Here is a 19,331-nt window from a genome sequence, read left to right as displayed (position 1 = left end):
TGTAAACAACCTCAGGCAGTAAGAGCAGGGAGAGTCCAGTTTGAAAGGCATCAAGCGCACAGCGAAGGCGACTTCTCGCCCAGAAACGACTGATGCACCGGTCAAGGACTCGAACCTGAGCCTGGCAAGTCCAGGCCTTATCCCTGCGATCATTGGCTTGATCGCGGCTGGCATTCTCGTCTGGCTGGGCTTGCTCAGTCAGCCTCAGCAGAAAGATCAGCTCGCTCAAGCCTGGGGTACTGCGCAAGCTGGCGCCATAGGCAAGACACTGCGTCAGCTCAGCGCAGGTACGCAGGCCGCCGCGACGGATGCAGCGCTGGCTCAAGCGCTGCAAAGCAACGACCCGGTGCAGATCCAGAACGCCCAGAACCGTTTGTTGTATCGCGACAGTGTGATTGGCGCACGCCTGAACCCATTGGGTTTCAACAGCGTCGATAATCAGGGCCCGTTGCCGATCAGCTTCGCCACGCTGGACATGCTCGCCCGGGCCAGCAAGGGCGAAACGCCTGCCCCGGAAGCCCGGAAAGTCGGCGACAGCTGGATGATCTACAGCGCCGCGCCATTGCGGGCCTCAGCGGAGGCCCCTGTCACCGGCACGCTGCTGCTGGCGTTCAAACTTCAACGTGTGACCAATGCCTTGCCGGAAGCGCCACCGGAAGTCGGCCAGACTGTCCTCAGCCAGCAATTCGGCGACGCTACCGCCCAGAGCTTTTTGACACGCGGCCAGTCTGACGGTGGCCGTGGCACTGACTTTCCCACGGGTTACCCCAACTGGAAGCTGACGTTTACACCAGGGCCCGCCCTTAACTCGTCCCCACCGTCGCTGATGCTGCTTCTGGCGGCGCTGGTGGCACTCGGCAGCATGCTGCTGGGCCTGTACCTGAACGAAAGCGCGCTGAAACGCCGGGTCGCCGCCGATGCCCGACAGTTGGAGCAACTGCTGCAAGAACTCTCGGGCGGGAAAGCCGTCAAAGCCTTCGGCCTGAGTATGCCGGCCCTGAACGGGTTGGCGCAGAGCCTGGCGAGGTTTTCGTTGCGCAATCAACCGGCCCCGTCTGCCACGGCAGCCAACCCCGGCTCGCCCACTGCCACGTCAGGTTCGACGACCAGCAGGGCCGTGTTTGAAGCTCTCGATCCAGAAGAACCCGAGCTGACCGACCCACTGTTCCAGGACACTGACATTCTCGATCTCGACATGCTCGATGAATCGCAAGACTTTCAGAAGTCGGAGCAAGCCCACGCAATGAGCAGCACCGTATCCATCGCCCCCAGTTTTCCCGACTCGATCTTCCGCGCCTATGACATTCGCGGCATCGTCGGCGAAACCCTGAGCGGAGAAACCGCCTACTGGATTGGCCGTGCCATCGGCGCACAAACCCTGGCCCAGGGTGAGCCCAACGTTTCGGTGGGTCGCGACGGCCGCTTGTCCGGCCCTGAACTCGTGGCCCATTTGATCAAGGGCCTGTACGACAGCGGCTGCCACGTCAGCGATGTCGGCCTCGTGCCGACTCCGGCGTTGTATTACGCCGCCAACGTGCTGGACGGCCGCACGGGGGTGATGCTCACCGGCAGCCACAACCCCAAGGATTACAACGGCTTCAAAATCGTCATCGCAGGCGACACCCTCGCGAACGAGCAGATTCAGGCACTGCACGATCGCATCAAACGTAACAACCTGCCGCCGGGCAAAGGCAGCGTGAGTAAAGTTGACATCCTCGACCTGTACGCTGGCCAGATCACCAGCGATGTCGTGCTTGCACGCCGCCTCAAAGTGGTGATCGATTGCGGTAACGGCGCGGCAGGCGTCATCGCCCCGAAGCTGATTGCCGCGTTGAATTGCGAAGTCATTCCGCTGTTCTGCGACGTGGACGGCAATTTCCCGAACCATCACCCTGACCCGGGCAAGCTGGAAAACCTGGAAGACCTGATTGCCAAGGTGAAAGAGACCGGCGCCGACCTGGGCCTGGCATTCGACGGCGATGGTGATCGAGTAGGTGTCGTCACTAACGCAGGCAGCGTCGTATACCCTGATCGCCTGTTGATGCTGTTCGCCCGTGATGTGGTCAAGCGCAATCCGGGCGCGGATGTGATCTTTGACGTGAAGTGCACGCGCCGCCTCATCCCGTTGATTCAGGAATACGGCGGTCGCCCGGTGATGTGGAAGACCGGTCATTCGCTGATCAAGAAGAAGATGAAAGAAAGCGGCGCGCTGCTGGCTGGTGAAATGAGCGGCCACATCTTCTTCAAGGAACGCTGGTTCGGGTTTGACGACGGCATATACAGCGCTGCGCGCCTGCTGGAGATCCTCAGTCAGGAAAAACTCAGCGCCGAAGAACTGTTCCAGACGTTCCCGAACGACCTGTCGACCCCGGAAATCAACGTCAAGGTCACTGAAACCAGCAAATTCAGCATCATCAAGGCGCTGGAGCAGGACGCCCAGTGGGGCAACGCCAATCTGACGAACATCGACGGCGTGCGTGTCGATTACCCGAAAGGCTGGGGCCTGGTGCGGGCTTCCAATACCACCCCCGTGTTGGTGTTGCGCTTCGAAGCCGAAACCGAGGACGAGTTGCAACGCATCAAGGACGTGTTCCGTACCCAGCTTAAAAACGTAGCACCGGACCTAGAACTTCCTTTTTGATCAACCTTTTTTGAGTGGAGCCCAAATGACCCTCGAACGCGATGCCGCAGCCAATGCCGCCAAAGTCCTTTCCGAAGCGTTGCCCTACATCCGACGTTTCGTCGGCAAGACGCTGGTGATCAAGTACGGCGGCAACGCCATGGAGAGCGAAGAGCTGAAAACCGGCTTCGCGCGCGATATCGTGCTGATGAAGGCAGTGGGCATCAACCCGGTCGTCGTTCACGGCGGCGGCCCGCAAATCGGCGACCTGCTCAAGCGCCTGTCGATCGAAAGCCACTTCATTGACGGCATGCGCGTCACCGATGCGCAGACCATGGACGTCGTGGAAATGGTGCTGGGCGGTCAGGTCAACAAGGACATCGTCAATCTGATCAACCGCCACGGCGGCAGCGCCATCGGCCTGACCGGTAAAGACGCGCAGCTGATTCGCGCGAAAAAAATGAACGTCACCCGTCAGACGCCGGAGATGACCAAGCCGGAAATCATCGACATCGGTCACGTGGGCGAAGTGGTGGGCATTAACACCGACCTGCTGAACATGCTGGTAAAGGGTGATTTCATTCCGGTGATCGCGCCGATTGGCGTGGGTGCGGACGGCGAGTCCTACAACATCAACGCCGACCTGGTCGCAGGCAAAGTCGCTGAAGCCCTCAAGGCCGAGAAGCTGATGCTGCTGACCAACATCGCCGGCTTGATGGACAAAGAAGGCAAGGTGCTGACCGGCCTGACCACCGAGCAAGTCAACGGCCTGATCGCCGACGGCACCATCTACGGCGGTATGTTGCCGAAAATCCGTTGCGCGCTGGAAGCCGTGCAGGGTGGCGTGACCACCTCGCACATCATCGACGGTCGCGTCCCGAATGCCGTGTTGCTGGAAATCTTCACTGACACCGGCGTGGGTACGCTGATCAGCAACCGCAAGCGTCACTGATTCCGCCAATGCAATGAAGAAGGCCCCACCGGCGCAATCCGATGGGGCCTTTTCATTGGGCGGAGCTTATTGCGAAAGCAACTGCTGCAACCGAGCGCGATCCTGCGCGAAACCCTTGTCGGCCTGCTGCTTGGCGCTCTGATAACGCTGAATCTCGTCGTTGAGATGCTGTTGCTGATCGGTGGTGTCGTTCATCTGATCGATCAGGCTTTGAGACACCACGCGGCCAGCCCGCTCCTGATCCGCTGCCTGACTCTGGAGCGACGCCTGTTGGCTTGCCAGCCCCTGAATATTGCTGCGGGCTACGGAAATGAGCGAATCCAGCTCGGCGAGCTTGCGCGCGCGGGCCCGATCAATATCGGTCACGCTGCTGTAGAGACGCGTCAGCTGGGCATCCGCATCGGCTTGAGCCTTGGCGGCTTGCGCGGCAGCCTGGGCTTCCCGTGCCTGGTCGCCGGTGAGCGCGGGCGGAATGACCTGAATCACGCGACCGCGCATATTCAAGACTTCATAGCCCTTGCCCGCATATTCTGCGGGCACGCCTTGACGGTCGAGCACGGTCACACCGCGACTGTCGATGTACCGATAGAACACCATGCCGGAGGTGTCGTCGGCGTGAACGCTCGCGATACACCCCACTCCCAGCGACAAACAAAGTCCTACCGTGCCCAGCTTGAGCATAACAACGCGATCCCCTGACCCTTCAGATGCCGTACTGCGCCCGATACGCTTCCACGGCGGGCAAATGCTGCTTGAGCTGAGGATCGTCTGCCAGGAACTCAAGGACCTGATTCAACGAAACGATGCTCACGACCGGAATGCCGAAATCACGCTCGACCTCCTGGATGGCCGAAAGCTCGCCATTCCCACGCTCTTGGCGATTCAATGCAATCAACACGCCAGCGGCGGTCGCGCCCTGAACCTGAATGATCTGCATGACTTCACGAATCGCCGTGCCTGCAGTGATCACGTCGTCGATGATCAAGACGTTGCCGGTCAACGGTGCACCGACCAGCGTACCGCCCTCGCCGTGAGCCTTGGCTTCCTTGCGGTTGAAACACCACGGTAGATCAAGGTTGTGACGATCGGCCAATGCCACGGCCGTCGCGGCCGCCAAAGGAATACCCTTATACGCAGGCCCGAACAGGACATCGAAGGAAATACCGCTCTCTACAACAGCCGCCGCATAGAACTTACCCAGTTGGGCAAGTGCCGAGCCGCTGTTGAAAAGACCGGCGTTGAAGAAGTAAGGACTGGTGCGCCCCGACTTCAAAGTGAACTCACCGAAGCGCAAAACCCCGCGATCGATGGCAAAACGAATGAATTCGCGCTGATACGCCTGCATGAAAAAAGCCCCGAATACCACGGATTTAGCTAATTAGGTAGAGCTCGGGTATCATACACGCACGTGATTTTTGGGGCCATTTATGCGGATCATCAGTGTGAACGTTAATGGTATTCAGGCTGCAGTCGAGCGCGGGTTGCTCAGTTGGCTGCAAGCCCAGAATGCCGACGTCATCTGCCTTCAGGACACCCGTGCCTCCGCCTTTGAAATGGATGATCCAGCCTTCCAACTGGATGGCTACTTCCTGTATGCCCGCGATGCCGAAGTTCCCGCCCAGGGTGGCGTGGCACTTTACTCGCGACTGCAACCAAAGGCGGTAATCTACGGTCTTGGCTTTGAAACAGCCGACCGTTATGGGCGTTACCTGCAAGCAGATTTCGATAAAGTCAGTATCGCAACTTTGCTGCTCCCGTCCGGGATGAACGGCGATGACGACTTGAACCAGAAGTTCAAGCTCATGGACGATTTCGGCAAGTATCTGGACAAGCAGCGTCGTAAACGTCGTGAGTACATTTACTGTGGTTCGCTTTACGTTGCGCAGCAGAAACTGGACATCAAGAACTGGCGCGACAGCCAGCAATCTCCGGGTTTCCTGGCGCCGGAGCGTGCGTGGATGGACGAGATCGTTGGCAACATGGGCTATGTCGATGCCTTGCGCGAAGTCAGCCGTGAGAGCGATCAGTACAGCTGGTGGCCCGATAACGAGCAGGCCGAGATGCTGAATCTGGGATGGCGGTTCGACTACCAACTGCTGACCCCGGGCTTGCGCCGTTTCGTACGCAGCGCGCGCCTGCCACGCCAGCCGCGCTTTTCACAGCACGCGCCGCTGATCGTGGACTACGACTGGACGCTGACCATCTGACGTCCAGTTGCTCAAAAAAAGCCGACGTGAAGTCGGCTTTTGTTTATCTGGCAGTTGGCACGCCCCTACAGACGCAGCAAACCCCCTGTGGGAGCGAATTCATTCGCGAGAGGTCGGTACATCCGACGCATTACCTTCGACCGTACCATCGTCTCGCGAATGAATTCGCTCCCACAGAGTTGTCCAGCGCTGGCAGATATTACTTGATCAACCGCCAGGTGAACGGATACCGGTAGGCAACCCCGTCATTTGCCTTGATGCCTGCAATGATCGTCAGCACCAGTGCGCCAATCCCCACCAGCATCAACAGCGGAAAGCCAATGACGATCACCATCAACAGAAAGCAGACCATCGCCGCAATGGCGACGGTGATCTGAAAATTCAGTGCTTCCTTGCCCTGGCTGTCGATGTACGGATCGGTTTCTTTCTTTAATTGCCAGACGATCAGCGGCCCCAGCAGGTTGCCGAAGGGGAAGATCAACCCGAAAAACGCGGCAAAGTGGCACAACATTGCCCACTGACGGACTTCCTTGCTCGGTGCGGGTAACGGCGTCTGGTCAATCATCATGCTTTCCCTGTTCTGACGGTTGTGAAGCGAGCTGTGAATAAAAATGCGCTTGTAGCGATCAGTCCGCCAACGCGGCTTTTTGCAATTCGAAGATTTCGTTCATGCCCTTCTGCGCCAAGGCCAGCATGGCGTTCAGGTCTTCGGGCTGGAACGGCGCGCCTTCGGCAGTGCCCTGAACCTCGATGAAGCCACCCTCGCTGGTCATGACGACGTTCAGGTCGGTTTCGGCAGCGGAGTCTTCGAGGTAGTCCAGATCCAAAACGGGCTCACCCTGGTACATGCCAACGGAAACGGCAGCGATCATCTGCTTCAGCGGGTCGCCGCCCTTGAGACCACCGCGCTTCTTGATGGTTTTCAGTGCATCGACCAGCGCCACCATGGCACCCGTGATGGACGCCGTGCGAGTGCCGCCGTCGGCCTGAATCACGTCGCAGTCCACGTACAGAGTGATGTCACCCAACTTGGACATGTCCAGCGCGGCGCGCAGAGAACGGCCAATCAGCCGCTGGATTTCCAGCGTTCGACCGCCTTGTTTGCCCTTGCTCGCTTCGCGCTGGTTACGCTCGCCGGTCGAACGCGGCAGCATGCCGTACTCGGCGGTCAGCCAGCCTTGGCCCTGGCCTTTGAGAAAACGCGGGACGCCGTTTTCGACGCTGACGGTGCAGATCACCTTGGTGTCGCCGAACTCGACCAGCACAGAACCCTCGGCGTGCTTGGTGTAGTTGCGGGTGATGCGGATCGAGCGGAGCTGATCGGCAACGCGACCACTTGGACGTTTCATCTGGGATACCTGTGCTGAGACGGAAAACTGACGTGCATTATAGGGGCGCACGCCCTGCCTTGGGACATCTTGTAACGCTTCAATGATGATTGGCGTACGCCCAAGGTTACAGAAAGGCGTTGTAAGGCAGCGAAACAGCGACATTCTTTCACGGCTGCGACAATGCCACATTTGGGCGCGCCCCCTGCTCTGAGCTACAATCTTGCGCCTTTATAGCCTGCCGTTTCTTCACGGCAACTTCGGGCGGCACATCGCCCCGTACGCCTGACTTTTTAGAGGTATTCCCCATGGTGCACAGCATGACGGCTTTCGCCCGTGCCGAACGAGCCGGCACCCAAGGCACGCTGAGCTGGGAATTGCGCTCGGTCAATCATCGTTATCTCGAACCCCATCTGCGCCTGCCGGAATCCTTCCGCGATCTGGAAGGAGCCGTACGTGAAGCGCTCCGCCAAGGGCTGTCTCGCGGCAAGATCGAATGCACCTTGCGCTTTACCGAAGAAACGGCCGGCAAGCCGCTGCAAGTGAACCGCGAGCGCGCCAGTCAACTGGTGGCTGCCGCTGAAACCGTCGCCAGCCTGATCAAACAGCCCGCAGCGCTGAACCCGCTGGAAGTCCTGGCATGGCCCGGCGTGCTGGTGGCCGACGCGGCCGACCCGCAGGCGCTCAACAACGACGCATTGGCCCTGTTCAACGAAGCGCTGGACGAACTGAAAGCAGGCCGCGCTCGCGAAGGCGCCGATCTGGCCAAACTTCTCGACGAACGGCTGACATCGATCAAGACCGAAGTCGCTACCCTGCGCACCCTCGTGCCCCAGATGCTCGCCACTCAACGCCAGAAAGTGCTTGATCGCTTCGCCGACATGAAGGCCGAGCTCGATCCGCAGCGTCTGGAACAGGAGATGGTGCTGCTTGCGCAGAAGAGCGACGTCGCCGAAGAGCTCGACCGCCTGAGCACCCACGTCACCGAGGTGCGTCGTGTGCTCAAGGCCGGCGGACAGGCGGGGCGTCGGTTGGATTTTCTGATGCAGGAACTCAACCGCGAAGCCAACACACTGGGCTCCAAAGCCTTCGACCCTCGCAGCACACAAGCCGCGGTCAACCTGAAGGTGTTGATCGAGCAGATGCGCGAACAAGTGCAGAACATTGAGTAAGGCCAACCACGACATGACCCACAGCACCGGCACTCTCTACATCGTTTCCGCCCCTTCGGGCGCGGGCAAGACCAGCCTGGTCAAAGCCCTGATCGATGCGCAGCCACAGATCCGCGTCTCCGTTTCCCACACCACGCGGGCCATGCGTCCGGGTGAGGTGGACGGCGTGAATTACCACTTCGTCGACCGCGCCGAGTTCGTGCGGATGATCGAGCACGGCGATTTTCTCGAACAGGCGGAAGTGTTCGGCAACCTCTACGGCACCTCGCAAAGCCGTCTCCAGCAGACACTGGACGAAGGCCATGACCTGATTCTGGAAATTGACTGGCAGGGCGCCGAGCAAGTGCGCAAGCTGATGCCTCACGCCCGTTCGATCTTCATTCTGCCGCCGACCCAACAGGCGCTGCGTCAGCGTCTGACCAACCGCGGCCAAGACAGTGACGACATCATCGAGGGCCGCATGCGTGAGGCGGTCAGCGAGATGAGCCACTACGTCGAGTACGACTACATCGTCATCAACGACGATTTCGCCACGGCACTCGAAGACCTGAAAGCGATTTTCCGGGCCAACCTGCTGAGCAACGAACATCAACAACAGCGTCATAGCCAACTCCTGACACAGTTGCTCGCATAATCACGCCACCGCCCGCGTGGTTACACCGCGAACCTATAGGAGTGAGCTTGCTCGCGATGCGTCAGATCAGGCACTGCATTCGCCTGATGGATAGCTATCGCGAGCAAGCTCACTCCTACAGGGGCCGTGTGAAACGCATCGAAAAAGCGCCAAAACCGACCGCCTGTGGCGTGCCGCTTGAAGCTTGTGGCCGTCCACTTGTAAACTACCGAGTCCGCTCGCCCATCCGGGCACCGCGCATACGCATTTGCTACGAGGAATACCCATGGCCCGCGTGACCGTTGAAGACTGCCTGGAACATGTAGATAACCGCTTTGAGCTGGTCATGCTCGCCACCAAACGTTCGCGTCAACTGGCGACCGGCGGCAAAGAGCCAAAGCTGGCCTGGGAAAACGACAAGCCTACCGTTGTTGCCCTGCGCGAGATCGCAGCGGGCCTGATGGATTACGCTGTCATTGCAGAAGCCGAAATCGTTGAAGATGAACCACTGTTCGCTGCGTTCGAGGACGAGTCCAACGAGGCCGTCTAAGCCTATGCCCGGTCGACGTAGCAACGCGCAGGGTCACCCGCTTCGGCAAGGAGTTCTCCCTTGCCGAGCATAGATGCCCTCGCTGATCGCCTCTCGACCTACCTCGGCGCCGACCAGGTCAATCTGGTTCGCCGAGCGTACTTCTACGCCGAACAAGCCCACGATGGTCAACGCCGTCGCAGCGGCGAAGCCTACGTCACGCACCCGCTGGCGGTGGCCAATATCCTTGCCGACATGCACATGGACCATCAGAGCCTGATGGCTGCGATGCTGCATGACGTGATCGAAGACACCGGTATCGCCAAGGAAGCGCTCTGTGCGCAGTTCGGCGAAACCGTGGCCGAACTGGTCGATGGGGTCAGCAAACTGACCCAGATGAACTTCGAGACCAAGGCCGAAGCGCAAGCCGAAAACTTCCAGAAGATGGCCATGGCCATGGCCCGCGACATTCGCGTGATCCTGGTCAAGCTCGCCGATCGCCTGCACAACATGCGTACCCTGGAAGTGCTATCAGGCGAAAAACGCCGACGCATCGCTAAAGAAACCCTCGAAATCTACGCTCCCATCGCCAACCGCCTGGGCATGCACAGCGTGCGGATCGAATTCGAAGACCTGGGTTTCAAGGCCATGTACCCCATGCGCTCGTCGCGCATCGGTCAAGCCGTCAAACGTGCGCGCGGCAACCGCAAGGAACTGGTCAACAAGATCGAAGAGTCGCTGAGCCACTGCCTCGCGGTGGACGGTATCGAAGGCGAAGTCAGCGGGCGGCAGAAACACCTCTACGGCATCTACAAGAAGATGCGCGGCAAGCGTCGGGCCTTCAACGAAATCATGGACGTCTACGCGTTCCGGATCATCGTCGACAAAGTGGACACCTGCTACCGCGTGCTGGGCGCTGTACATAATTTGTACAAACCGCTTCCGGGCCGCTTCAAGGATTACATTGCGATCCCCAAAGCCAACGGCTATCAGTCGTTGCACACCACATTGTTTGGTATGCATGGCGTGCCCATCGAAATCCAGATCCGCACCCGCGAGATGGAAGAGATGGCCAACAACGGCATCGCCGCGCACTGGCTGTACAAATCGTCGGGCGACGAGCAGCCGAAAGGTACCCATGCTCGCGCACGTCAGTGGGTCAAGGGCGTGCTGGAAATGCAGCAACGCGCCGGCAACTCGCTGGAATTCATCGAGAGCGTGAAAATCGACCTGTTCCCGGACGAGGTCTACGTCTTCACCCCGAAAGGCCGGATCATGGAGCTGCCTAAAGGCTCCACGGCGGTCGACTTCGCTTACGCGGTGCACACCGACGTCGGCAACAGCTGCATTGCCTGTCGGATCAACCGTCGTCTGGCGCCACTGTCCGAACCGCTGCAAAGCGGCTCGACCGTCGAGATTGTCAGCGCTCCGGGCGCACGTCCGAACCCGGCCTGGCTCAACTTCGTGGTTACCGGCAAGGCGCGCACGCACATCCGCCACGCCCTCAAACTGCAACGCCGCTCCGAATCCATCAGCCTGGGTGAACGCCTGCTGAACAAGGTGCTGAACGGCTTCGACAGCACGCTGGAAAAGATTCCGAACGAGCGCCTGCAACTGATCCTCACCGAATACCGGGTCGAGGTCATCGAAGACCTCCTCGAAGACATCGGCCTGGGCAACCGCATGGCCTATGTCGTCGCTCGCCGCCTGCTGGCCAGCGAAGGCGAAGAGCTGCCGAGCGCCGAAGGGCCGCTGGCGATTCGCGGCACAGAGGGCCTCGTACTCAGCTACGCCAAATGCTGCACGCCGATTCCGGGTGACCCGATCGTGGGCCACTTGTCAGCGGGCAAAGGCATGGTTGTGCATCTGGATAACTGCCGCAACATCAGTGAAATCCGCCACAACCCGGAAAAATGCATCCAGCTGTCCTGGGCCAAGGACGTCACTGGCGAATTCAATGTCGAGCTGCGGGTCGAGCTGGAACATCAGCGCGGGCTCATCGCCCTGCTGGCCAGCAGCGTCAACGCGGCCGATGGCAACATCGAGAAAATCAGCATGGACGAACGCGATGGTCGTATCAGCGTGGTCCAATTGGTGGTCAGCGTGCACGATCGCGTGCATCTGGCCCGAGTGATCAAGAAACTGCGCGCCCTTACCGGCGTGATCCGCATCACCCGCATGCGCGCGTAGCCAACCGCCAACAGGAGTTTTTCATGAGCAAGACCGTTATCTCCAGCGACAAAGCCCCTGCCGCCATCGGCACGTATTCTCAGGCGATCAAAGCTGGCAATACCGTCTACATGTCCGGCCAGATTCCTCTGGACCCGAAAACCATGGAACTGGTCGAAGGCTTCGAAGCCCAGACCGTTCAGGTGTTCGAAAACCTGAAGGCCGTGGCTGAAGCCGCAGGCGGTTCGTTCAAGGACATCGTCAAGCTGAACATCTTCCTGACCGACCTGAGCCACTTCGCCAAGGTCAACGAAATCATGGGCAAATACTTCGAACAGCCTTACCCGGCCCGCGCTGCCATCGGCGTTGCCGCGCTGCCACGTGGCGCTCAGGTCGAAATGGACGCTGTGCTGGTCATCGAGTAAATCCCTCGCGGAGCGCCTACACGCTCCGCCACCCTCTCAGAGCAACGGAAGGACTCCGCCATGCGTATGCGCGTCGCGTTCGCTTTCTCGCTGCTGGCCGCAATGCTGACCGGTTGCGCCAGCCACTCCAACAAGACGCCCGAGGGTGTCTGGATCAACCAGGCGGCCATCGATGCTGCAGCCGAAGGTGGCAATCTGCGCCAGTCGTTGTTGGCTTACGGGCCGACGCTGGAGTGGAATATCAACACGGCAGCGGGTCAGGCGACGTCTTATAACGGCTTTGAGCTGACCGAGGGCAAGATTGCCAAGGACCCGAAAGGCGACTGGAAGGTTAACGTCTACGGCAGCGCCTCCGACGATTTGAAGCTCAAAGGTGATGAGCTGGTGCAGGCTGCCAGTGACACCGGCCCCGAGCAGCATTTTCGCACTCCCAAAGAAGCCGCTCCGGCCGGCGCCCAGCCGGGAACGAGCTTTGAACGTGCGCTCTACACCGCTTATCTGGGCGGCAAATGGACCATCGTCAACGGTGATGGCCAAGGCAGCGTCGTCGAATTCGAACCCGATGGCAGCGTGAGCGGATTGCCGGGCAATGACCGTTATGCGCTGTGTCTGGCAGGCGACTGCGCAGCCATGAGCGGCGAATACGACAGCATGTGGCTGGAGAAAAACGAGCGCGGCAACCCGTGGGTGTTCGTCCGCCAAGGCAAACAGCTGGAAATCTTTCAGGCGGTGAACAATGCCCAGGCGACCGAAATGCCGGACCTTCGTCCGGGCGAGCGGCACTGGGTGCTGGAGAAGAACTAGCCTCAATCGCCTACCAGGCTGTGTCCGTCGCTAGAGCGAACCCACCTGTAGGAGCGAATTCATTCGCGAAAATCTCCCAGCCGATAGAGATGTATCGTCTGGGTCGGTCATTCGCGAATGAATTCGCTCCTACAGGCTGAGTTCACGTTGGCTGTTACGAGGCTTCCTCTGCCAATAGCGCCTCATACCCCTCTTTATAACTCGCATACTGCGGCACCCAGCCCAGCGCTCTAGCCCTGGCGTTGCTGCAACGTTTGCTGCCCGTGCGGCGGACGGTGTTTTCGTCCGACCACTGCGTAACGCCCAGCCGCTCACGCATCCAGTCCACCACCTCCGCCAACGGCGCGGGCGCATCGTCGACACCGATGTAGCAGTCCTCCAGCACCTTCCCGTCAGCATCGGCCTGAAGCAGAAACGCCAGCAGATTTGCCGCATCATCGGCGTGTATCCGGTTGCCATACAAAGGCGGCTCGACAGCCACGCTGTAGCCCTGACGTACCCGGTTCATCAAATCACTGCGGCCCGGCCCGTAAATGCCGGTGAGACGGACGATACTCGCAGGCCAGCTGCTGGTGAGCGCCAGCTGTTCGGCCTCGCGCATGATCTGTCCGGAAAATCCTGAAGCCTCGGCTGGAGAGGTTTCGTCAATCCATTCTCCATGCTGCTGCCCATACACACTGCTGCTTGATACGAACAGCACCCGCCGCGGCTTCTGCCCGCTGCGTTCGATCCAGCCCAGCACGTTGCGCAATCCCTGTACGTACGCCGCCCGGTAACCCGCTTCATCCCGCTCCGTGGGAGTTGCGCAATACACCAGATAATCGATTCGCCCTTCAGGCCATTGCTCTGGAATCCGCGCATCGAACAGATCACCACTGACGCCCCGCACGCCTTGCGGCAATTTCGCAACGTCCCTGCGCAGTCCATGCACCGCCCATCTCTGTTGCAGCAACCGGGAGGCCAGACGTCCTCCGATGTCGCCACATCCGGCAATCAAAACGGATGGCGTTGCCATGACAATCTCCACATCAAAAATAGGTTTGAGCCCATGATTCCGGGCCAAAAAGCGACCATCGGGACTCGTTCGTGTTAAAAAAAGATACTCTATTACTTTTGTTAACAAGAATTACTTGCAATAATACCGGCCCTTTGTTCTCCTCCGCTCGCCTCGCGCCAGCGCGACGCACTTAGAACGAAACACCTTTTCAATATCAGGTCGGGCCAGCATGACACGCACTCAATCCCCCGCTTCCCCCACTATGTCTTCAGGTCTGCCACGCGCAGTTCGCGCACTCGCAGCGGTGTTGTTCAGCCTGATGCTGACACCCATCGCCTTCGCCGACTCCAATGCCCCCGCGCAAACGCCTGCTGTGCAATCGGCCGCGCCAACCGCCACCCCAGTGGACACCTCGGCGGCGCCTGCCGTTCAAGACCCTGCCGCACCGACCGAGTCGCTTGAAGCCGCTGCACAAGACAACAGCCTGGGTATGTCCCATGACCTGTCGCCGTGGGGCATGTACAAAAACGCCGACATCGTCGTCAAAGCCGTGATGATCGGCCTGGCCATCGCCTCGATCATCACTTGGACCATCTGGATCGCCAAAGGCTTCGAACTGCTGGGCGCCAAGCGTCGCCTCAAGGGCGAAATCGCCGCCCTCAAGCGCGCGCGTACTCTGGACGAAGCCAGCGCCGGTGCCAAGAAGCAAGGCACGCTCGCCAATCTTCTGGTTCATGACGCCCTCGAAGAAATGCACCTGTCGGTGAACAGCCGCGAACGCGAGGGCATCAAGGAACGCGTCAGCTTCCGTCTGGAGCGTCTGGTTGCCGCGTGCGGTCGCAACATGAGCATGGGCACCGGCGTACTCGCCACCATCGGTTCCACCGCGCCGTTCGTGGGCCTGTTCGGCACCGTGTGGGGCATCATGAACAGCTTCATCGGCATCGCCAAGACTCAGACCACCAACCTCGCCGTCGTAGCGCCGGGTATCGCCGAAGCCCTGCTCGCCACGGCACTGGGTCTGGTCGCCGCGATTCCGGCGGTGGTGATCTACAACGTCTTCGCCCGCTCCATCGCAGGCTACAAGGCGCAAGTGTCCGATGCCTCGGCACAGGTTCTGTTGCTCGTCAGCCGCGATCTGGATCACCAGCCCGCCGTTGAACGTGCCCAACAGCCGCACATGGTAAAAATGGGGTAAACCATGGGCCTGCATCTTAACGAAGGTGGCGACGACCTCGCCGAGAACCACGAAATCAACGTGACGCCGTTCATCGACGTCATGCTGGTGCTGCTGATTATCTTCATGGTGGCGGCGCCTCTGGCTACGGTCGACATCAAGGTCGACCTGCCCGCCTCCACGGCGAAACCCGCGCCCCGACCCGAAAAGCCAGTGTTCCTGAGCGTCAAGGCCGACCAGAGCCTGTACCTGGGCGACGAAAAGGTCGCCCGCGAGCAGATCGGTCAGGTGCTGGACGCCAAGACAAAAGGCAAGAAGGACACGACGATCTTCTTCCAGGCCGACAAAGGCGTGGATTACGGCGATCTGATGGAGGTGATGAACCTCCTGCGCGGGGCCGGTTACCTGAAAGTCGGCCTGGTGGGTCTTGAGACGGTTGGTAAGAAATGATCAATACGCGCCAAAAACTGACGCGCTATAGCGGTAGTCTGTTGTTGGTGCTGGCGGTCCACGCCGTGGCGATTCTCGTCGCCCTGCGGTGGTCCTCTCCGCAGGCCGTCGAACTGCCACCGGCCGCGATGATGATCGAGCTGGCGCCTGTTCCCGAGCCAGCGCCGCCGCCACCGCCAAAAGTCGTTCAACCGCCGCAGCCCCCTGCGCCTGAAGAGCAACTGCCGATTCCGCCTATCGCCGAAGCGCCAAAACCGGAAATCGCGATTCCGAAACCGGTCAAGCCGAAGCCCAAGCCTCAGCCGCCGAAGCCGGTGAAGAAGGTCGAGCCGCCGAAGGAAGAGAAGCCTGCCGATGAAAAACCGGTAGACACTCAGCCCTCCAACGCCAAGCCGGAAAAATCCGCCGCCCCGGAACAGGCCCCGCCTGCGCCGCCGAGCACCGCATTGCCGAGCTGGCAGGGCGACCTGCTGCGTCACCTGAGCAAATTCAAGAAGTACCCGGAAGACGCGCGCCGTCGCGGCATGCAAGGCATCAACCGTTTGCGCTTCGTCGTCGATGGTGAAGGTCGCGTGCTGTCGTACGAAATCGCGGGGGCTTCGGGCAGTGCGTCACTGGATCGGGCGACGCTGGAAATGATCCGTCGCGCTCAGCCGCTGCCCAAGCCGCCACCGGAATTGCTCAACAATGGCACCCTCGAAGTCGTTGCGCCGTTCGTTTATTCGCTGGATAAACGCTGAAACGACGTTTTTGCAAAGACAGAGTGCCTGATAACGTGCGTCTATCGATTGCACCCGCTATGCTGGGGCCGCAACTTCATGGACGCACGCTATGACCCTCACAGAATTGCGCTATATCGTTACCCTCGCTCAAGAGCAGCATTTCGGCCACGCGGCCGAGCGCTGCCATGTCAGCCAGCCGACGCTGTCGGTGGGCGTGAAGAAGCTGGAAGATGAACTCGGTGTGCTGATTTTCGAGCGCAGCAAGAGTGCGGTACGTCTTACGCCGGTTGGCGAGGGCATCGTGGCTCAGGCACAGAAGGTGCTCGAACAAGCTCAAGGCATCCGTGAACTCGCCCAGACCGGCAAGAACCAACTGACCGCCCCGCTCAAAGTCGGCGCGATCTACACCGTCGGACCTTACCTGTTCCCTCATCTGATTCCTCAACTGCATCGGGTCGCCCCGCAAATGCCGTTGTACATCGAAGAGAACTTCACTCACGTGCTGCGCGACAAGCTGCGCAACGGCGAACTCGACGCGATCATCATCGCTCTGCCGTTCAACGAAGCCGACGTGCTGACCATGTCGCTGTACGACGAGCCGTTCTACGTGCTGATGCCGGCCGACCACGCGTGGACCCAGAAAGCCACCATCGACGCTTCGGCGCTGAACGACAAGAGCCTGCTGCTGTTGGGCGAAGGCCATTGCTTCCGCGATCAGGTCCTCGAAGCCTGCCCAACGCTGGTCAAGGGTGGCGACAGCGCCAAGCACACCACGGTCGAATCCAGTTCGCTGGAAACCATCCGTCATATGGTTGCGTCGGGGCTTGGGGTGTCGATTCTGCCGATGTCCGCTGTGGACAGTCACCACTACGCGCCTGGCGTGATCGAGGTCCGTCCGCTGTCGCCACCTGTGCCGTTCCGCACAGTGGCCATCGCCTGGCGTGCCAGTTTCCCACGGCCTAAAGCCATCGAAATCCTGGCTGACTCGATCCGCCTGTGCTCGGTTGCGCGCCCTAAAGCCCAGGCCGAAGCGAGCTAAGTGGCGGTATGACTGAGCTGTCCCACGTCTCGGTCACGGCGCTCAAGGGCGTCGGCGAGGCCATGGCTGAAAAGCTGGCGAAGGTCGGCCTGGAAAACATTCAGGACGTCCTGTTTCACTTGCCCCTGCGCTATCAGGATCGCACCCGTGTCGTGCCCATCGGCGCGTTGCGGCCGGGGCAGGACGCGGTGATCGAAGGGGTGGTGAGCGGCGCTGACGTGGTGATGGGCAAGCGTCGCAGCCTGTTGGTGCGGCTGGGTGACGGCACAGGCGTGCTGAGCCTGCGTTTCTATCACTTCAGCAACGCGCAGAAAGACGGTCTCAAGCGTGGTACCCACGTGCGCTGCTACGGCGAAGCGAGGCCCGGGGCGTCGGGGCTGGAAATCTATCACCCGGAATACCGCGCCATTACCGGTGAAGAGCATGTCGCCGTGGAGCAGACGCTCACGCCGATTTACCCCCTGACCGAAGGCCTCACACAGCAGCGATTGCGCCAGTTGTGCCAGCAAAGCCTCGGCATGCTCGGCCCGAAAAGCCTGCCTGACTGGCTCCCCGACGAGCTGGCGCGGGACTACCAACTCGCCCCGCTGTCGGACGCCATACATTATCTGCACCACCCACCGGCAGACGCCGATGTCGAAGAACTCGCACTCGGCCATCACTGGGCCCAGCACCGGTTGGCGTTCGAAGAACTGCTGACGCATCAACTGTCCCAGCAACGCCTGCGCGAAAGCCTGCGCTCCCAGCGCGCCCCCGCCCTGCCCCTGGCTAAAAAGCTACCGAAGCAGTTTCTGGCGAACCTCGGCTTTCCACCGACGGGGGCCCAGCAGCGGGTCGGCAAGGAAATCGCCTACGACCTCAGTCAACAGGAACCCATGCTGCGGCTGATTCAGGGTGATGTAGGCGCGGGCAAAACCGTTGTCGCGGCCCTCGCCGCGTTGCAGGCCCTGGAAGCGGGTTATCAGGTCGCACTGATGGCGCCGACCGAGATTCTCGCCGAGCAGCACTTCATCAATTTCACCCGCTGGCTCGAACCCTTGGGCATCGAAACCGCGTGGCTGGCAGGCAAGCTCAAAGGCAAGGCCCGGGCCGCGTCACTTGAACAGATCGCCAACGGTGCGCCCATGGTAGTCGGGACCCATGCGTTGTTTCAGGACGAAGTGCAGTTCAAGAACCTGGCCTTGGTGATCATCGACGAGCAGCACCGCTTTGGTGTGCAACAGCGTCTGGCCCTGCGCAAGAAAGGCGTCGGCGGTCGGATGTGCCCGCACCAGCTGATCATGACGGCGACACCCATCCCGCGCACGCTGGCGATGAGCGCTTACGCGGACCTCGACACGTCGATCCTTGATGAGCTGCCGCCCGGACGGACGCCGGTTAACACGGTGCTGGTGGCTGACAGCCGCCGGATCGAAGTCGTCGAACGTGTTCGAAACGCCTGCGCCGAAGGACGCCAGGCTTATTGGGTGTGCACGCTGATCGAAGAGTCTGAAGAGCTGACCTGCCAAGCCGCCGAGACCACGTTCGAAGAACTGACCAGTGCCCTCGGCGAACTCAAAGTGGGGCTGATTCACGGTCGCATGAAGCCGGCCGAGAAAGCCGCCGTCATGGCCGAATTCAAACAAGGCAATTTACAGTTGCTGGTCGCCACCACGGTGATCGAGGTCGGTGTGGACGTGCCCAACGCCAGCCTGATGATCATCGAAAACCCCGAGCGACTGGGCCTGGCGCAATTGCACCAATTGCGCGGACGAGTGGGGCGCGGCAGTGCAGCCAGCCATTGCGTGCTGTTGTACCATCCTCCTCTGTCGCAGATCGGCAAACAGCGATTGGGGATCATGCGCGAGACCAACGACGGTTTCGTGATTGCGGAAAAAGACCTCGAACTACGCGGCCCGGGCGAGATGCTCGGTACGCGACAAACAGGCCTGCTGCAATTCAAGGTCGCCGACCTGATGCGAGATGCTGACCTGCTGCCGGCAGTCCGAGACGCTGCCCAGGCATTGCTCGAACGCTGGCCAGCACACGTGAGTCCGTTGCTGGAACGCTGGTTGCGCCACGGCCAGCAATACGGGCAAGTGTGAAGTGGTCGGCAATCGGAACGTGTCTCACCTATAGAACAACCAA

19 protein-coding genes are annotated in these 19,331 nt (G+C 60.3%); 14 read left to right on the top strand and 5 right to left on the bottom strand.

The window, feature by feature from the left end; genetic code table 11:
- The first annotated feature begins 40 nt into the window (after positions 1-40).
- Both ACIQAL_RS12095 and argB read left to right on the top strand, forming a co-directional pair.
- Positions 41-2,641, top strand: a complete 2,601-nt coding sequence (locus ACIQAL_RS12095; RefSeq protein ID WP_401145521.1) for a phosphomannomutase/phosphoglucomutase — start codon at positions 41-43, stop codon at positions 2,639-2,641.
- Between the two features lie 25 nt (positions 2,642-2,666).
- Positions 2,667-3,572 (top strand): acetylglutamate kinase, encoded by a 906-nt coding sequence (argB, locus tag ACIQAL_RS12090; protein ID WP_062379782.1) that lies wholly within the window; start codon positions 2,667-2,669, stop codon positions 3,570-3,572.
- A gap of 66 nt (positions 3,573-3,638) precedes the next feature.
- On the opposite strand, the gene ACIQAL_RS12085 is transcribed toward argB, so the two are convergent.
- Complete coding sequence (locus tag ACIQAL_RS12085) at positions 3,639-4,253, bottom strand: DUF4124 domain-containing protein (RefSeq protein ID WP_401145517.1); 615 nt, start codon at positions 4,251-4,253, stop codon at positions 3,639-3,641.
- A gap of 22 nt (positions 4,254-4,275) precedes the next feature.
- Positions 4,276-4,917 carry an orotate phosphoribosyltransferase gene (pyrE, locus tag ACIQAL_RS12080; RefSeq protein ID WP_401145514.1) on the bottom strand — a complete coding sequence of 214 codons (642 nt, stop codon included), beginning with the start codon at positions 4,915-4,917 and terminating at the stop codon, positions 4,276-4,278.
- Positions 4,918-4,999: 82 nt separating this feature from the next.
- Between pyrE and ACIQAL_RS12075 the strand changes: the two genes are divergently transcribed.
- On the top strand, positions 5,000-5,779 hold the full coding sequence (locus ACIQAL_RS12075; protein ID WP_166594041.1) for an exodeoxyribonuclease III: 780 nt from the start codon (positions 5,000-5,002) through the stop codon (positions 5,777-5,779).
- A gap of 199 nt (positions 5,780-5,978) precedes the next feature.
- Here ACIQAL_RS12075 and ACIQAL_RS12070 read toward each other — a convergent pair whose 3' ends face one another.
- On the bottom strand, positions 5,979-6,347 hold the full coding sequence (locus ACIQAL_RS12070) for a DUF4870 domain-containing protein (protein ID WP_401145510.1): 369 nt from the start codon (positions 6,345-6,347) through the stop codon (positions 5,979-5,981).
- Positions 6,348-6,405: 58 nt separating this feature from the next.
- Positions 6,406-7,128 (bottom strand): ribonuclease PH, encoded by a 723-nt coding sequence (gene rph, locus ACIQAL_RS12065; protein ID WP_401145507.1) that lies wholly within the window; start codon positions 7,126-7,128, stop codon positions 6,406-6,408.
- A 287-nt stretch (positions 7,129-7,415) separates the two neighbouring features.
- Between rph and ACIQAL_RS12060 the strand changes: the two genes are divergently transcribed.
- The 6 genes from ACIQAL_RS12060 (at position 7,416) to ACIQAL_RS12035 (ending at position 12,819) form a co-directional block, all read left to right on the top strand.
- Positions 7,416-8,279, top strand: a complete 864-nt coding sequence (locus ACIQAL_RS12060) for a YicC/YloC family endoribonuclease (RefSeq protein WP_166594038.1) — start codon at positions 7,416-7,418, stop codon at positions 8,277-8,279.
- A gap of 13 nt (positions 8,280-8,292) precedes the next feature.
- On the top strand, positions 8,293-8,913 hold the full coding sequence (gene gmk / locus ACIQAL_RS12055) for a guanylate kinase (protein WP_401146207.1): 621 nt from the start codon (positions 8,293-8,295) through the stop codon (positions 8,911-8,913).
- A 265-nt stretch (positions 8,914-9,178) separates the two neighbouring features.
- Positions 9,179-9,442, top strand: a complete 264-nt coding sequence (rpoZ, locus tag ACIQAL_RS12050; RefSeq protein WP_004887180.1) for a DNA-directed RNA polymerase subunit omega — start codon at positions 9,179-9,181, stop codon at positions 9,440-9,442.
- A gap of 60 nt (positions 9,443-9,502) precedes the next feature.
- Positions 9,503-11,611: a bifunctional GTP diphosphokinase/guanosine-3',5'-bis pyrophosphate 3'-pyrophosphohydrolase gene (spoT, locus tag ACIQAL_RS12045; protein ID WP_401145503.1), complete on the top strand. Its 2,109-nt coding sequence runs from the start codon at positions 9,503-9,505 to the stop codon at positions 11,609-11,611.
- Positions 11,612-11,634: 23 nt separating this feature from the next.
- A complete protein-coding gene (locus tag ACIQAL_RS12040; protein ID WP_166594036.1) occupies positions 11,635-12,015 on the top strand; it encodes a RidA family protein in 381 nt (126 codons plus the stop codon).
- Between the two features lie 66 nt (positions 12,016-12,081).
- Entirely contained in the window at positions 12,082-12,819 is a 738-nt protein-coding gene (locus ACIQAL_RS12035) for a hypothetical protein (RefSeq protein WP_341964658.1), read from the top strand.
- 154 nt (positions 12,820-12,973) lie between these two features.
- Here ACIQAL_RS12035 and ACIQAL_RS12030 read toward each other — a convergent pair whose 3' ends face one another.
- A complete protein-coding gene (locus ACIQAL_RS12030; RefSeq protein ID WP_401145499.1) occupies positions 12,974-13,834 on the bottom strand; it encodes an SDR family oxidoreductase in 861 nt (286 codons plus the stop codon).
- A 211-nt stretch (positions 13,835-14,045) separates the two neighbouring features.
- Between ACIQAL_RS12030 and exbB the strand changes: the two genes are divergently transcribed.
- From exbB to recG, 5 genes are all read left to right on the top strand, one after another.
- Entirely contained in the window at positions 14,046-15,014 is a 969-nt protein-coding gene (gene exbB, locus ACIQAL_RS12025; protein WP_166594034.1) for a tonB-system energizer ExbB, read from the top strand.
- Between the two features lie 3 nt (positions 15,015-15,017).
- Positions 15,018-15,443, top strand: a complete 426-nt coding sequence (exbD, locus tag ACIQAL_RS12020; protein ID WP_166594033.1) for a TonB system transport protein ExbD — start codon at positions 15,018-15,020, stop codon at positions 15,441-15,443.
- The gene (locus ACIQAL_RS12015) at positions 15,440-16,183 is read left to right on the top strand and encodes an energy transducer TonB (protein WP_401145495.1); all 744 of its coding nucleotides are present in this window, start codon (positions 15,440-15,442) and stop codon (positions 16,181-16,183) included. The genes exbD and ACIQAL_RS12015 overlap by 4 nt, the downstream gene beginning before the upstream one ends.
- A 91-nt stretch (positions 16,184-16,274) precedes the next feature.
- On the top strand, positions 16,275-17,204 hold the full coding sequence (locus tag ACIQAL_RS12010) for a hydrogen peroxide-inducible genes activator (protein ID WP_166594031.1): 930 nt from the start codon (positions 16,275-16,277) through the stop codon (positions 17,202-17,204).
- An 8-nt stretch (positions 17,205-17,212) separates the two neighbouring features.
- Complete coding sequence (gene recG, locus ACIQAL_RS12005; protein ID WP_401145491.1) at positions 17,213-19,288, top strand: ATP-dependent DNA helicase RecG; 2,076 nt, start codon at positions 17,213-17,215, stop codon at positions 19,286-19,288.
- Positions 19,289-19,331: the final 43 nt, after the last annotated feature.

Source organism: Pseudomonas sp. NPDC088368 (assembly GCF_044753445.1).
Classification (GTDB): Bacteria; Pseudomonadota; Gammaproteobacteria; order Pseudomonadales; family Pseudomonadaceae; genus Aquipseudomonas; species Aquipseudomonas bambusae.
This window is presented reverse-complemented; position numbering and strand designations above follow the sequence as displayed.

Coding starts and splice junctions, on each gene's coding strand:
- argB (WP_062379782.1), top strand. CDS start 2,667: ATGACCCTCGAACGCGATGCCGCAGCCAATGCCGCCAAAGTCCTTTCC.
- ACIQAL_RS12085 (WP_401145517.1), bottom strand. CDS start 4,253: ATGCTCAAGCTGGGCACGGTAGGACTTTGTTTGTCGCTGGGAGTGGGG.
- pyrE (WP_401145514.1), bottom strand. CDS start 4,917: ATGCAGGCGTATCAGCGCGAATTCATTCGTTTTGCCATCGATCGCGGG.
- ACIQAL_RS12075 (WP_166594041.1), top strand. CDS start 5,000: ATGCGGATCATCAGTGTGAACGTTAATGGTATTCAGGCTGCAGTCGAG.
- ACIQAL_RS12070 (WP_401145510.1), bottom strand. CDS start 6,347: ATGATGATTGACCAGACGCCGTTACCCGCACCGAGCAAGGAAGTCCGT.
- rph (WP_401145507.1), bottom strand. CDS start 7,128: ATGAAACGTCCAAGTGGTCGCGTTGCCGATCAGCTCCGCTCGATCCGC.
- ACIQAL_RS12060 (WP_166594038.1), top strand. CDS start 7,416: ATGGTGCACAGCATGACGGCTTTCGCCCGTGCCGAACGAGCCGGCACC.
- gmk (WP_401146207.1), top strand. CDS start 8,293: ATGACCCACAGCACCGGCACTCTCTACATCGTTTCCGCCCCTTCGGGC.
- rpoZ (WP_004887180.1), top strand. CDS start 9,179: ATGGCCCGCGTGACCGTTGAAGACTGCCTGGAACATGTAGATAACCGC.
- ACIQAL_RS12040 (WP_166594036.1), top strand. CDS start 11,635: ATGAGCAAGACCGTTATCTCCAGCGACAAAGCCCCTGCCGCCATCGGC.
- ACIQAL_RS12035 (WP_341964658.1), top strand. CDS start 12,082: ATGCGCGTCGCGTTCGCTTTCTCGCTGCTGGCCGCAATGCTGACCGGT.
- ACIQAL_RS12030 (WP_401145499.1), bottom strand. CDS start 13,834: ATGGCAACGCCATCCGTTTTGATTGCCGGATGTGGCGACATCGGAGGA.
- exbB (WP_166594034.1), top strand. CDS start 14,046: ATGACACGCACTCAATCCCCCGCTTCCCCCACTATGTCTTCAGGTCTG.
- exbD (WP_166594033.1), top strand. CDS start 15,018: ATGGGCCTGCATCTTAACGAAGGTGGCGACGACCTCGCCGAGAACCAC.
- ACIQAL_RS12015 (WP_401145495.1), top strand. CDS start 15,440: ATGATCAATACGCGCCAAAAACTGACGCGCTATAGCGGTAGTCTGTTG.
- ACIQAL_RS12010 (WP_166594031.1), top strand. CDS start 16,275: ATGACCCTCACAGAATTGCGCTATATCGTTACCCTCGCTCAAGAGCAG.
- recG (WP_401145491.1), top strand. CDS start 17,213: ATGACTGAGCTGTCCCACGTCTCGGTCACGGCGCTCAAGGGCGTCGGC.